The sequence below is a fragment of the Bradyrhizobium sp. 6(2017) genome, from assembly GCF_011058295.2.
GTDB lineage: Bacteria > Pseudomonadota > Alphaproteobacteria > Rhizobiales > Xanthobacteraceae > Bradyrhizobium > Bradyrhizobium septentrionale.
In genome coordinates this window covers 4,002,245-4,015,217 of the sequence record NZ_CP049289.2, presented here as the reverse complement: position 1 = coordinate 4,015,217, position 12,973 = coordinate 4,002,245, and the positions used below count along the sequence as shown (strand labels likewise).

Here is a 12,973-nt window from a genome sequence, read left to right as displayed (position 1 = left end):
TGTCGCCCGTCGCTCCCGTGGCGCCAGTCGAACCTGTGGCTCCGGTTGCGCCGGTGTCGCCCGTCGCTCCCGTGGCGCCAGTCGCACCTGTGGCTCCAGTATCGCCCGTCGCACCCGTGGCGCCGGTATCACCAGTCGCACCTGTGGCTCCGGTCGCACCAGTGTCACCCGTTGCGCCAGTCGAACCCGTGGCTCCGGTTGCGCCGGTGTCGCCCGTCGCACCCGTGGCACCGGTCGCACCTGTGGCTCCGGTGTCGCCCGTCGCGCCCGTAGCGCCAGTCGAACCCGTGGCTCCGGTTGCGCCGGTGTCGCCCGTCGCACCCGTAGCGCCAGTCGAACCTGTTGCGCCTGTGTCACCCGTCGTACCCGTGGCGCCGGTCGCGCCTGTGGCGCCAGTCGCGCCCGGATCGCCGGTCGCACCCGTGGCTCCCGTCGAACCTGTGTCGCCAGTCGCACCTGTGGCGCCAGTTGATCCTGTGGCGCCGGTGTCACCCGTCGCACCCGTGGCTCCGGTAACACCCGTAGCCCCAGTCGAACCTGTTGCACCGGTGTCACCCGTCGTACCCGTGGCGCCGGTCGCACCTGTGGCGCCAGTCGCGCCTGGATCGCCGGTCGCACCCGTGGCTCCCGTCGAACCTGTGTCGCCAGTCGCACCTGTGGCTCCGGTGGCCCCCGTCGAACCCGTGTCGCCGATCGCACCTGTGGCACCCGTACCGCCCGTCGTGCCGGTTGCGCCCGTGCCGCCCGTCGTGCCGGTTGCACCCGTGGCACCCGTACCGCCCGTCGTGCCGGTTGCACCGGTACCACCCGTTGCGCCGGTCGCGCCCGTCGGACCAGTCGCGCCCGTTGCACCTAGTGAGGTCGAAACGCTACCCGATGTGAACGTATCACCGTTCGCCGTACCACCTCCCGAGAACACCCCGTTTGTGATGGTTGCAACTGAAATGTAGGCGTTCCCGGTGGTGTTGTAGTAAACTCCGTAGGTGCCCGCCGCACTTGGGAGAACGGCCTCAATGCTGAACGCTTGGACGTTGCCAGTGCCCGCGCCGAAGCCTTTCGATGGCAATTGGAACGAGGACACAATTGTAAAGGTGCTGAGATCAACCACGTAAAAGGTGTTGATGTCAGTCGGTCCCGCAGATCCGAGCGTGCCGTTGAGCGTCAAAACTGCGGCCAGTAACCCTCGATAGCTTTCTGCGCCAACCGCGGTCATCGGGGCTTCCGCTGTGAGATCGCTGCTCCTGGAGTCGAGCGTCCAGCGACCACCTAGCGTCTCGGCTCCGATAGAGCTGCTTGCGCCATGAACAACAGCGCCGGTTGCATCTTCGAGCGCATCTATAAAACGGTCGCCCTCGTCAGAAAGCGCTGTACGACAGCTCCACAGGCGCAAGTCACCGCCTCGCTTGAGCGCTCGGCCGATCGTAGCAAGCTCATTCTCCTCGCCCGCCAGCGTCGCCGCCGACCATTCTCCTGAACTGAAGACCACTCGGCCCGGTGCGCCATGTGCAACAACATGGATCGCGTCCAGTTGCTCAGCGCCACTCAGCGCTTCTGCCATCTGCGATGCGGCGGTCCGTTCGCAATCGAGCACGATCGCCCGAACCTCGGGGCGCAGATTTTTCAGCAGTGTATCTAGATCGGGGACGAATGGATCGACGAACAGAAGCTCTGAGTGGGCCATGAAATTGGTCCTTTTTTAGCTTGCAACAATTCGCGCCGAGCGCGGAGTGCCGCCTCGACCCAAAAATCAAACTGCAGACGCTGCCGTAGCGCGGTCAGATCATCCGCTGCTCGGTTCGCCAGGTGGTGATAGATTCAGAGAACTGCGTACGGACAGGAACGGGCAAACCGCAAACTCTCCGTTCGCATCAAAGGTGCCGATGTCGTAGGCGCTCGCATAGCGCCCGACCTTCACTCGCATCTCAACCGCGTTAAAGCGATCGGACGCGTCCGGCAGAATGACCTGGGAAACGATCGTCTTCGTAGCTTGGTCGACGACGAAGTAGGTGACGTTTTGGGTGGTCTCGCCTCGCGGCAACGATCCGGTCACCAGGATCTCGTTAGGGATGCCCGCAGAGAGAAGCCCTGCATACTTGGCAACGCCTAGCGCCGTTATCGGCGGTGCAATGGACGGAATGCTCTGGGAAATCGCCGACTTGTCGGCTCGACCTGACTTAACCATACGATACCACCCAACGTACGGACGAGGTCGACGCCCGGAGCACGTACGTCCGGAGATCGCCCTCGAACCAACTACAAAACAGTGATTCAACCTTGGGTAGTTGCTCGCTACACTCACTTAAGCCATCAGCAACGAGCCGACGACCACATTCCAAGATTGAACGTCATTCCAAATACTCCCGCCTGAAGCGCAGACGGATCGCGAAAAATTAATTATTCTTTAAGCATAAGCAGATTGGGAAAAACAGCGCAAGAAAATTCAGAATCGAACACGACTTAAGTCAAATTATTTCCGTAACGAGTTCCATTAAGCAGCGAGTTGATGTCGCATCAAGGCGACAACCTGCTGAATTTGCTGCCCGAACAATTTCAGCTAAGTTGTTAGCCCTTTCAGTGAGGTCCGCTGATGGAACCAAAGATCCGCGCCACATCTCGCGTCCAGCAGATCAATTTCATCTAATTTGAGCTTCTCGCAATTGCTTGCAGCAACCAAAAAAGTTTGGCGGTGGTAGAAAACAAACGCATTTGCCTGAACATGATCGTCAAGAACGAGATGGCAAATCTCGAGCGCTGCTTGGCGGCAGTCGCTGACCACATCACTTGTTGGGTCATCTGCGACACTGGCTCGTCCGACGGCACCCAAGACTTCATCAAGACATTCTTTGCCCGGCGCAATCTTCCGGGCGAGCTCCATACAATTCCCTTCCACGATTTCGGGCAGGCCCGAAACGACGCGCTTGATCGTGCCTGCGCCTCAAAGCTTGATTTCGACTATCTTCTGTTCAACGACGCAGATATGGAGTTCATTGTCGACGACGCCGACTTTCGCAAAGCCCTTACCGGTCCCGGTTACCGCCTCTTGCAGCGCGCGTCGGGCGGATTGAGCTACTGGAATACGCGATTGGTGCGGCGTGACAGCGGTTCCAGGTATTTTGGAGTCACTCACGAATACGTCGACGTCCCCGGAGACGTCACGGAATTGCATGGCGCCTGGTATCTCGATCACGCGAGCGGCGCGAACCGCGGCGACAAATCGGAGCGGGATATTCGACTGCTCGAAGCTGCGCTCGAAAGCGGGCCCGACAACGCCCGGTACCGGTTTTATCTTGCGTGGTCCTATCGAGATGCCGGCCGGCATGCCGAAGCCGCTGCTACCTTTGCCAAGCGCGCGGATATGGAAGGCTGGGACGAAGAGGCGTGGATGGCACGGCTGCAGCACGCGCGCTCCCTGCGAGACCTAGGCGATGAAGACGGGTTCGTCGGCAAGGCGCTTGAAGCGTTCAAGCAACGGCCGGCACGCGCTGAGCCGCTCTACGATCTCGCACGATACTATCGGGAACGCGGAATGCATGCGACGAGCCTGCTTTTTTCCGAGCGTGGACTTTCGATATCAGCGCCTGAGAACGACATCCTTTTCATCGAAACCGATGTCTATCAGACCGGTCTACGTGAGGAATTTTCGATTGCTGCAAACTACAGCCAGGACACGGCTCGCTGGGACCGCGGGTTCTCGATCTGCAACGGGCTAGCCGTCAACCGGGCAATTCCGGACGGCCCGCGTGAGCTGGCTCGGACAAACCTGTTTTATTACCTGCAGCCAGCCCAAAAGCTCTTTGCATCGTTTTCCGCCCGGCCGGTGGATTACAATGTGCCTCAAGGCTATTGGCCGACCAATCCCTCCGTTTCGCGTCATGGGGATGACCTCTATCTCGTGCAGCGCGCGGTGAATTTTCTTCTGCGCGAGGACGGCACATATGAGACGGACAGCGATGCGCCAATTCGGACGCGCAACTTCCTGCTACGGCTCAATACCGATCTTGGAGTGCAAACGGCGGCCGAGATCTTGCCGCCTGCCGACTTCCCAAAAACCCAATTCGCAGAAGTGCAAGGGCTTGAGGATATCCGTCTGTTCAGTTGGAATGGCTCGCTGTGGGGCAGCGCATGCGTGCGCGAGCTGAATGCTGAAGGCTGGTGCGAGCAGTTAATCGCCCGGATTGAACAGCAAAACAGCTCCGAAATCCGGTTCAGTGAGTGGCGCGTGCTTCGCCCTGAGGGTCCTCGACGCCACGAAAAGAACTGGATGCCACAAGCCAACGACGCAAATCTGCGTTTCGTCTACTCGTGCGACCCGACCAGGATCGTAAACGACCGAGGCGACGTAATCTCAGACAGTGTTGCCAACTTCGCCGTCGAGCATTTCCGAGGCGGAACGCAACTCATTGAATTTGACGATGGCTGGCTCGCGCTCGTTCATGAAGTTCAGTGGCAGACCGGACGAAGGTTCTATCAGCATCGCTTTGTCTGGTTCGATCGCGATAATGGTCTGCGGCGGCTTAGTCGCCCGTTCTATTTTAAGGACAAAGGGGTCGAGTTCGCGGCTGGTCTGGCTTGGCATCCGGACAGCCGTCGCTTGCTCGTATCCTACGGGGTCGCCGACAGCGAGTCCTGGATCGCCTCGATAGATGCGGCCGAGATCCGCGCCGCGCTTGAGAGTGATCCGGTGTCGCCGGCCGAGGTTTCTGCTGCGCCACCTCCCCTACCATTCGAGAACGCGCGCAAAAGCAAAGAGCAGGTAACTAAGGAGTTTGGATTGTCGCAACGAAACGGAAAGTCGATCGGCTTATGCATGATCGTCAAGAATGAGGCGGCGGTCATCCTCCGTTGCCTCGACAGCGTTCGACCGATGATCGACTATGTGCTGATCGAAGACACTGGATCAACCGACGGCACGCAGGCCGTCATACGACAGTGGCTCGACAGAAATGGACTGGCAGGCGAAGTCATCGACGAACCCTGGCGGGATTTCGCGTACAACCGATCGCATGCGCTCGCTTGCCTGCGCCGCAACCCGGACGTCGACTACGCCCTCATCATCGACGCCGACGACGTGCTCACCATCGAGCCGGGATTTGACGTCGCCGCCTTCAAGTCCGGCATGACCGCAGACCTCTATGACGTGACCATCAACCACAACGGCATCCGTCACTATCGACCACATATATGCAGCAACAGAAAGGATTTCTATTTTCGGGGCGTCCTGCACGAGTTTTTGGAGGCACCGCCCGACGCCCACGGTCGGGAGACCGCCTCCGGCTTTGCGATCCAGATCGGTGGCGGCGGCGCGCGCAGCCAAGACCCCAAGAAGTACCGCAAAGATGCTGCGCTGTTGGAGGGCGCGCTACAGACCGAGACGGACGCGTTCCTCCGCTCTCGTTATACGTTCTACCTTGCTCAGAGCTATCGTGACAGCAATGAGCCCGAGAAAGCACTCAACTACTACCTGGCCCGCGCTGAAATGGGCTTTTGGCAAGAAGAGGTCTTCATTTCCCTTTATGGTGCGGCGCGGCTTAAGGAAGCTCTTGCCCATCCTGAAGAGGACGTCATTGCGGCTTATCAGCGAGCCAGCGACTCCCAGCCCGCGAGAGCTGAAGCGTTACACGGAGCTAGCCGTTATTGCCGTCTAAAGGGCCGCAACAAGCAGGGAGCTGACTTCGCTCGCCGTGGCATCGATTTGCCGATGCCTGTTGGAGCGCTATTCGCCGAAGAATGGATTTATGAGTTCGGGCTCCTCGACGAATTCGCGGTCAATGCCTATTGGTCTGGCGATTATCAAGGCTGCATCGACGCCTGCGGTCGCATCCTTCAAATTCCATCAATCGATGAAGGTCTGAGGAAACGCGTAGAGGACAATCTGCGTTTTGCGAAGGACCGGATTTCCGAAAAGGTCCAGCCTGCGGATGTGCCCAGGCAGCCCGGCGCAGCGCGTCTTCTTCCCAAGGTGCTGATTGCAATTCTCGCTAAAAACAAGGCTGGCCATCTGCCATTGTTCCTGGAATGCATTGAGGCGCTGGACTATCCGCCGGATCGAATTGCGATTCACACCCGGACCAACAACAATCAAGATGACACCGGCCAAATTCTCCGAGACTGGCTCAAACGTGTCGGACCGCGATACTCGCACGTAGAGTTCGACGACAGCGACGTATCGGAACGCGTCCAGGACTTTGCCGACCACGAGTGGAATGCCACTCGCTTCTCCGTGCTGGGTCGAATTCGCCAGCACAGCATGAACCGGACTCTGGCTCTCGGATGCGACTACTATTTCGTGGTCGACGTCGACAACTACCTGCGCCCCCTCACCTTACGAAACCTCGTAGGTCTAAATCGTCCGATTGTAGCGCCGCTGCTCAAATGCGCCGACGCCGACCGACCGCTGTATTCGAACTACCACCAGAAGATCGACGCGAACGGGTATTTTCTGCCCAGCGAGGAATACAACAATATCCTCAGCCGCTCGTCGCCAGGGCTCCACGAGGTGCCGGTGGTCCATTGCACATACCTGGTTCGCGCAGACGCCATACCGCAACTGACCTACGATGATGGTTCGGGCCGCTATGAATATGTCGTATTTTCGCATAGCGCGCGTCGCGCTGGCATTTCGCAAACGTTGGACACTCGCGAAATTTATGGCTGGCTGACGTTCGCACCTGACGGAGAGGCAATTCGACCGCTCATTGCTGGAGAACTTGCCGGAAAATCGGTACAGGAAGCATCGAGGAAGGACACCGCTTCGGCTGTTAGTGGAAAAAGAACGATACGGCTGAAGGAGTATCCTGCGAACGTATCCTTGTCTCATACACCTTCAGATGAATACGTCGAGAGTCGCAAGGGTGCCCTTGTCCAGAAGCCATATATGCTGGAGACTGATGCCCTCGGCTTCATTCGCGGGTCACAGTCTCCGGCTACGGCGGCTCGAACTGTAATCGTTCTCGGCGACAGCGTGGTCGAGGGCATGTATCTCGACCCCGAAGACCGGTTTTGCGCCAAGCTCGAGACGATTCTGCGTAGTGAGAGTGCTCTAGATGTCATCGTAAGAAACGGTGGCTACAGCGGAGCGACAACCCTCCACATGCTGAATCTGTTTCTCAACAAGATCATACCGCTCAAGCCCGACCTCGTCATTCTGATGACGGGAATTGTCGACGTTGACGTGGCGAACCTGGAGGCCAGCTTCTGGAGCCGTGACTGTTGGCTCGAGCCGATCGTTGACCTCAACACGAGCAACTCGTGGCGGGACCGTAACCTGCTTCCTACTCCGAAGTTCGATGATCGTCGTCGGCTGCTAGATCTCTTCTCGCTTGCCGCTCGATCGTTTGGCATCGAGCTATGGTTCGCGACCATTCCCCATTTGCAAGGCGAAGGGGTCGATCCAACCGTGACCCGCACTCGCATATCCATCAACGAGACGACGCGCGTGGCCGCTCGGGCGGGAGGGCACACCTTGTGCGATTTGGAAGCGAAGCTGGCTAACCGCGCCGATATTTATCAGGATGCCTTTCACCTAAATTCGGTCGGCGCCGAGGTCGTGGCTCGCTCGATCGTGGCAGATGGCTTGGGTTCGTTCTTGCTCGCGAAGGAAGCAAGCGTTCCTGGCCGCCCCACGGAGAAGGACAGGCAGTCAAAGGATGAGATTTGTGTACTCAACTTGGACCAAAGCACCGGTCGCTGGGACAAGTTCAGAACCCGCAATGCCCACCTAGGCAGATTTGAACGAATCTCCGCGATTGACGGCAGCAAGCTGGATCGCTCGCAGCTCGAAAGACAGGGGCTAATAGCCCCCGGACTTGATTACAGTGCCGGAGCCTTGGGTTGCGCACTCTCTCACATCCAACTTTGGCAAAAGGCTGCGTCCCAGGATCAACCTATGACGGTTTTCGAGGACGATGCGGTTAGCCATCCCGCGTTCGATGAGCATCGATCAGCTGTGTTGGCACAACTTCCCGCCGACTGGGACGTGATCTTATGGGGCTATGTTTACGATCCGCTTTTTCTTTGGATCGATCTCGGATTTTCAGCTGCGGAACTCCGATTTTACGATCGAACCGAACCTTTTGCCTGGAGCGATACCTCGGGCGGCCGACCCATTTATCGTCCCCACCGGCTCAGACACGCCTTCGGAACGCAGGCATACTCGATTAGCCCACGCGGAGCGAGCCGCCTGCTTAGTGCCGTGTTGCCTCTCAAGAAGCAGTTCATACCGTTTCCTGGAACACCGATCGTAATCGAGGATCAGGGGATTGATGGTGCGATGAACACCGCTTACCAAGCTATGCGCAGTTTTGTTTGTGTGCCGCCCCTCGTCGTCCAGCGCGACGAAGGTGTCAGCGACCGCTTGAGCAGATAGGCGCAGATCCTGTCGATGCCGCTCGGCCATTGAGCATAGCTGAAAACAGTTGCGAGTGGTGTCTCTAGAAACAAGGGGAGCGACTTGAGGCTGCAAAATGTGCCGCTGTTGGAAGTTCAAGCCCGATGGGGTTACAGCGAGTTGACCGATTCTCCGGCCGCCCGGCACTATTCGGATCTAGGGCATCTCGTCGCGAAGCGATCAAGCGGGACTTCATTCGAGCTGCTCTCTGAGGCCGAGCAGTATGAACTCGCCTTTGGTACCGCGTGCGCTCGACCCGTCCTACTCGCGTTCCTGACCGGAGTGATTTCGTTTGACATCGTTAGGGTCGGGCGAGCGAGATTGGGCTCGATGCTCGTGCCACCAAATGTCTGGTATCCCGAAAGCGAGGGGCGTTTCGTTTCGTTTGAGGAATACATGACAACGACAGGCGTCAAACTCGACGATCCTCGAAGCGTCCTTCCCAAAGGACCGAGCTATGAATTTCCCACAGATCCGATCACGTTCGGTCGCTCGTTCAGCTTTCCGATATTGATCGACGGCTTTCACCGCGCTGCCCGCTTCTGGAAGTACGGTCCACCGGACGGAAAGTTGCTCGCTTACTTTCCGTCAGGTCTGGTGGTAGAGGACTGAATTTCGCTCGTCGGTGATATCTGCGTGTCGCGGTTGCCAAGCACTATTTCTTCACCCAGTGCAATGTCGACCCAGATCGAGGGTGTGGTGGAGCTCCGGAGGGCCAAGGGACCAACAGGCGTACGGCCGAATTACTCGGCTAAATTCTCATTCTCGTGGCTCTCAACAGACCGCCGGTGACGCCTCTTGGCGATCAAACCAAGAAGCACCAGCATGACGCCAGCAGCGATCATGACAACCGGGCCGACCTTTTCCCAATCCGCGATCAGTGCCTTCACCGGTTTGCTCGCCAAGGTTTGAGCGACCAACAGGGTTCTGAAGGGCCGCGGCTCATCGGTGCGAAATTTCGCCCCGCAACGGCGTGATCATTATCAGCACACGAAACAGCCGCCGCGTCGACGCGCGGTGCTGCGCCGAACTAAGAAGAGACGGCAACCCCGATCTCCGGACCAATTCCCTGCAAACAGGGAATTTTTCAGGGAATCCTCGCATTTGGGAGCCTCCAAAGTGCCCTTCCTTCGGGAAATCCCAGTGTTGCCGGCCGCTTGTTGTCGAATTCCCTAGTCAACTCAACAGGGAATGATTTTCCGAGAACAGGGAATTCCTCTACAAATAACAGGGAGCTTGTAAGCGTCCATTTCTCGCACACTTTTCCTGCGGCACGGAAGCACGATCTGTTCTCGTTCTCGATTTGCAAATGAGAACGAGATGGCGGACGAGGACGGAAGGTGGAGACGCCAGGACGAGTCGTTCTGGCGTGCGCACCATGAGGCGTGGAAGCGTAGTGACCTGAACCAACGGCAGTATTGCGAAGCGGAGTGCATTCCGCTGAAGGCGTTCGGCAACTGGCGAGCGGTGTTTAAAGCCGAGCCGCAACCGCCGGAACGCAAACTGCTCTATCGCCGTCGAGGCTTAAGTCCTCCCTTTAGTCCGCAGCTAAGTCCGCCCTTTAGTCCTCCCCTTAATCCGGGGACTTATCCCTCCTCCCGCTCGGCAAGCCCCATCGTTGCGCGACCGCGTGAGGGGCATCGGCGCCGGTTCAGTGAGGCGGACAAGCGTCAGATTCTCGATCAGGTCGCGCAAGATGGAACGAGTGCCGCTGAGGTCGCTCGCCGCTACGGTATCGACGGCCGCGTTCTGCGCCGATGGAAGCAAGAGCTGGCGCCTCCAGCATTTGTCACCGTCGAGATCACCGATGCGGAGACCGTGGCATGACGACGCTACTTCCTCCGAACGTAAAGGTGCATCTGGCCTTGGGCTTCATCGACATGCGCAAAGGCATCGACGGCCTCGCCATGCTGGTGCAGGGCGTGCTGCAGCAGGATCCGTTCACCGGCCACCTGTTCGTGTTCCGGGGGCGCACCCGGGCCAACCTGATCAAGATCATCTATTGGGACGGCACCGGGTTCTGCCTGTTCACCAAACGGCTCGAGCACGGTGTCTTCGTGTGGCCGCCGAGCGTCAAACCGGACGAGACGCTGTCCCTGACGTCAGCACAGTTGTCGCTGCTGATCGAAGGCGTGGACTGGCGTGCTCCGGAACAGCGGTGGCGTCCGACTCTAGCGGGCTGACACTGCGACGGATTGACTCTCTAACGCAAGCAGAGCGGCGAGAACGGTACGAGTCAGCTACCCGCTCGCCTGTCGCGGCAGAAGCGCTGCGGCGCATCGCCGAGTTCTACGCGATCGAGAATGCCATCCGCGGCCATGCCGCCGATGCACGACGGAGCGTGCGTCAATCCAGATCGCTGCCTCTGGTCACAGCGATGAAGGCTGGGCTTGAGCGGCAGCTTGCTCAAATGCCGCCCCGCGGCAGCCTCGCCGACGCTATCCGCTACTCCTTAAGCCGCTGGGAGGTTCTCTGCTGCTTCCTCGTTGATGGCCGCGTCGAACTCGACACCAACACCGTCGAGCGCGCAATCCGTCCCATCACGCTCGGCCGCAAAAACCACCTGTTTGCCGGATCCGACGGCGGCGCCGACCGCTGGGCAACCATCTGTTCCCTCATTACCACCGCCAAGCTCAACGACGTCGAGCCCTTCGCCTATCTCCAGGACGTGCTCGAGCGCATGTCCAACGGACATCCCATGAGCCAGCTCAACGAGCTTCTGCCCTGGAACTGGCGGCCAGCAACCGTTGTCAATTAATTCGACGTGTCAGAAATGGACGCTTACCTCCGATCCAGCCATCCCCCCGGCCCCGAGGCGATCCGGAATCTAGACGAAACCGGGCATGGCTCCGGTCCGGGTCGTTGACGTCGATATCCGGATCATTGATGAGCCGCTGAAGCCTAGCGCGTCGCCATGCCTGCGCCCTGCGGAGTCTGGTAAGCACCGGCTTCTCACTGGCGCCGCAGCGCCCTCTCATCTTGTCTGGACATGGCTACTCCCTCTGCGGTTGTGAGCCGAGTCGATCTCGCGCGGGTCGTCTTCTAGAGTTAAGCAGCAGACAACAATAGCGTGATCTTGCCGGCCGTCGATGTGGATATCCGTGGAACGCCGGTGACGTCGTGCCACATACCGATCGCCTCCTGTTTGCGGCTGGACTGGCCTGCGTCGGCTATGTCGTGATCACCCTTGTCATGGTGCTGACCGTCACGTTCAGGCGAACTGGCTCGATGGGCACGGCATCGCAATCCGGGCCCCCGTAGGCTGGATCACGGCAATCGGCATAATGATGACCGGCCTCTCGCTCGCCTCGTAAATTCGCGTCGCGAACATTGTCGGGCGGAGCTCCGGTCGCGCGCCAGGCTCGGCGGCTGTGCCTACAGTAAATTGCATTCCGCGCATCTACTTTGGCGACGACAATCCTCAGACCTCTCCAGCAATCCCTGCTAAATAGGTGCCTGGCATCGAACTGGTGGCGCGTGAGTTGATTGGACTAGTCTTAGCTTTTGGGAGCTTGCGAATGCCCTCTCCTCGTACGTTCGTCCTCGATGCTCGCAGTCAGACTCTCTTCGAATGCGGGGCGGCATTGTTAGTACTCCTCGCTTTTCCTTTAGCGACGGATGCAGAGCGCGCGGACTTAGCGACGTCGGTTTGTGCGGCTCACTTAAGAGCAATGTTCAAGGAGTTCGGCAGCGCAGACGGACTCGTGAAAGAGAAATATGCTTTTCGTGACGAACAAAGAATCAAAGCTGACCTAAAGAAACTAAACCGTCTCATTCGGGATCGCATGGTCGCTGCCAAAATTGTTATCCCATTCTTACGACGGGCCTCAGGACATACTGTTAAGCTTCTTCGCGGAGTTAAGCGACTTTCCCTCAATCAGCTCGCCGAATACGCAATGAAGGAAGCAAACCAGTCCAGCCCCGAAAACTTTAAGACAAGGGTCTGGCGGCCGAGCCTGCCGGTGATCCATCTTGCGGCCGCGGTTGCTGTGACGATCAACGATCGCGAGCGCGTGGGCGAAAAGAAGACCGGCTACGGCAACCTGATCGCCGACGCGGAATTCCTGTTTATGGTCCTAACATACACAAAGGAATTCGAATTCATTATCAAAAACAATAAGTTACCGATCGATCCCAAGAAGCTCGTATCCATCCAGTTGGCCCGATAACTGGGTTCATTTTTTTCTTCAATCTGTGAACTCGATCCCTGCAGCCGAATAGCCCATGTCTCGCCTGCTCTCTCGACTTTTGAGGACCAGGCAACGTGAACATCCCTCCGACCATCAACCCGAAGTACATCCGCGCTGCGGAGGTCCGTCACCAGATCACATATCCGGCGATCGACCAGATCAAGCCCAACCCGGGTAACCCGACGACCCACTCTCCCGCGCAGCTCCGCAAGCCGGCCCGATCGATGCGGGCGCATCGCTTCGCCCGGCTAATCGTGGTCGATCCCAACAACGTGCTCGGCGCCGGCCACGGGCGGCGCGAAGCCGTGCGGCAGCTGGAGCTGACGGAGATTCCCGCAATCTGCACCAGCCATTTGCCCACCGAACTGTCACCCAGATAATCCGCGGAAGGAATTCA

9 protein-coding genes and 2 pseudogenes are annotated in these 12,973 nt (G+C 58.6%); 8 read left to right on the top strand and 3 right to left on the bottom strand.

Going from position 1 to position 12,973, the window contains the following annotated elements; genetic code table 11:
* Positions 1-1,234: 1,234 nt before the first annotated feature.
* Positions 1,235-1,681: pseudogene (locus G6P99_RS18575) on the bottom strand (DUF4347 domain-containing protein); the annotation flags it as partial.
* Between the two features lie 99 nt (positions 1,682-1,780).
* On the bottom strand, positions 1,781-2,182 hold the full coding sequence (locus G6P99_RS18570) for a hypothetical protein (protein ID WP_029085646.1): 402 nt from the start codon (positions 2,180-2,182) through the stop codon (positions 1,781-1,783).
* Positions 2,183-2,716: 534 nt separating this feature from the next.
* On the opposite strand from G6P99_RS18570, the gene G6P99_RS18565 reads away from it, so the two are divergent.
* Positions 2,717-8,365 carry a glycosyltransferase gene (locus G6P99_RS18565; protein ID WP_165123127.1) on the top strand — a complete coding sequence of 1,883 codons (5,649 nt, stop codon included), beginning with the start codon at positions 2,717-2,719 and terminating at the stop codon, positions 8,363-8,365.
* A gap of 84 nt (positions 8,366-8,449) precedes the next feature.
* A complete protein-coding gene (locus tag G6P99_RS18560) occupies positions 8,450-8,998 on the top strand; it encodes a hypothetical protein (protein ID WP_165123125.1) in 549 nt (182 codons plus the stop codon).
* A 131-nt stretch (positions 8,999-9,129) separates the two neighbouring features.
* Here the strand turns inward: G6P99_RS18560 and G6P99_RS18555 are convergent, their stop codons facing one another.
* The gene (locus tag G6P99_RS18555; RefSeq protein WP_165123123.1) at positions 9,130-9,276 is read right to left on the bottom strand and encodes a hypothetical protein; all 147 of its coding nucleotides are present in this window, start codon (positions 9,274-9,276) and stop codon (positions 9,130-9,132) included.
* A gap of 430 nt (positions 9,277-9,706) precedes the next feature.
* Between G6P99_RS18555 and tnpA the strand changes: the two genes are divergently transcribed.
* The 6 genes and pseudogenes from tnpA (at position 9,707) to G6P99_RS18525 (ending at position 12,956) form a co-directional block, all read left to right on the top strand.
* Entirely contained in the window at positions 9,707-10,213 is a 507-nt protein-coding gene (gene tnpA, locus G6P99_RS18550) for an IS66 family insertion sequence element accessory protein TnpA (protein WP_035978196.1), read from the top strand.
* Complete coding sequence (gene tnpB / locus G6P99_RS18545; protein WP_029084721.1) at positions 10,210-10,569, top strand: IS66 family insertion sequence element accessory protein TnpB; 360 nt, start codon at positions 10,210-10,212, stop codon at positions 10,567-10,569. The genes tnpA and tnpB overlap by 4 nt, the downstream gene beginning before the upstream one ends.
* A gap of 35 nt (positions 10,570-10,604) precedes the next feature.
* Positions 10,605-11,144, top strand: a pseudogene (locus G6P99_RS18540) (IS66 family transposase); the annotation flags it as partial.
* 362 nt (positions 11,145-11,506) lie between these two features.
* On the top strand, positions 11,507-11,647 hold the full coding sequence (locus G6P99_RS18535; protein WP_165123121.1) for a hypothetical protein: 141 nt from the start codon (positions 11,507-11,509) through the stop codon (positions 11,645-11,647).
* A 257-nt stretch (positions 11,648-11,904) separates the two neighbouring features.
* Positions 11,905-12,555 carry a hypothetical protein gene (locus tag G6P99_RS18530; protein ID WP_165123119.1) on the top strand — a complete coding sequence of 217 codons (651 nt, stop codon included), beginning with the start codon at positions 11,905-11,907 and terminating at the stop codon, positions 12,553-12,555.
* Between the two features lie 95 nt (positions 12,556-12,650).
* Positions 12,651-12,956 (top strand): ParB N-terminal domain-containing protein, encoded by a 306-nt coding sequence (locus G6P99_RS18525; protein ID WP_165123117.1) that lies wholly within the window; start codon positions 12,651-12,653, stop codon positions 12,954-12,956.
* Positions 12,957-12,973 lie beyond the last annotated feature (17 nt).

Excerpts from the sequence above, each read along its gene's own strand:
- G6P99_RS18530 (WP_165123119.1), top strand. The coding sequence starts at position 11,905 with ATGCCCTCTCCTCGTACGTTCGTCCTCGATGCTCGCAGTCAGACTCTC.
- tnpB (WP_029084721.1), top strand. The coding sequence starts at position 10,210 with ATGACGACGCTACTTCCTCCGAACGTAAAGGTGCATCTGGCCTTGGGC.
- G6P99_RS18565 (WP_165123127.1), top strand. The coding sequence starts at position 2,717 with ATGATCGTCAAGAACGAGATGGCAAATCTCGAGCGCTGCTTGGCGGCA.
- tnpA (WP_035978196.1), top strand. The coding sequence starts at position 9,707 with ATGGCGGACGAGGACGGAAGGTGGAGACGCCAGGACGAGTCGTTCTGG.
- G6P99_RS18570 (WP_029085646.1), bottom strand. The coding sequence starts at position 2,182 with ATGGTTAAGTCAGGTCGAGCCGACAAGTCGGCGATTTCCCAGAGCATT.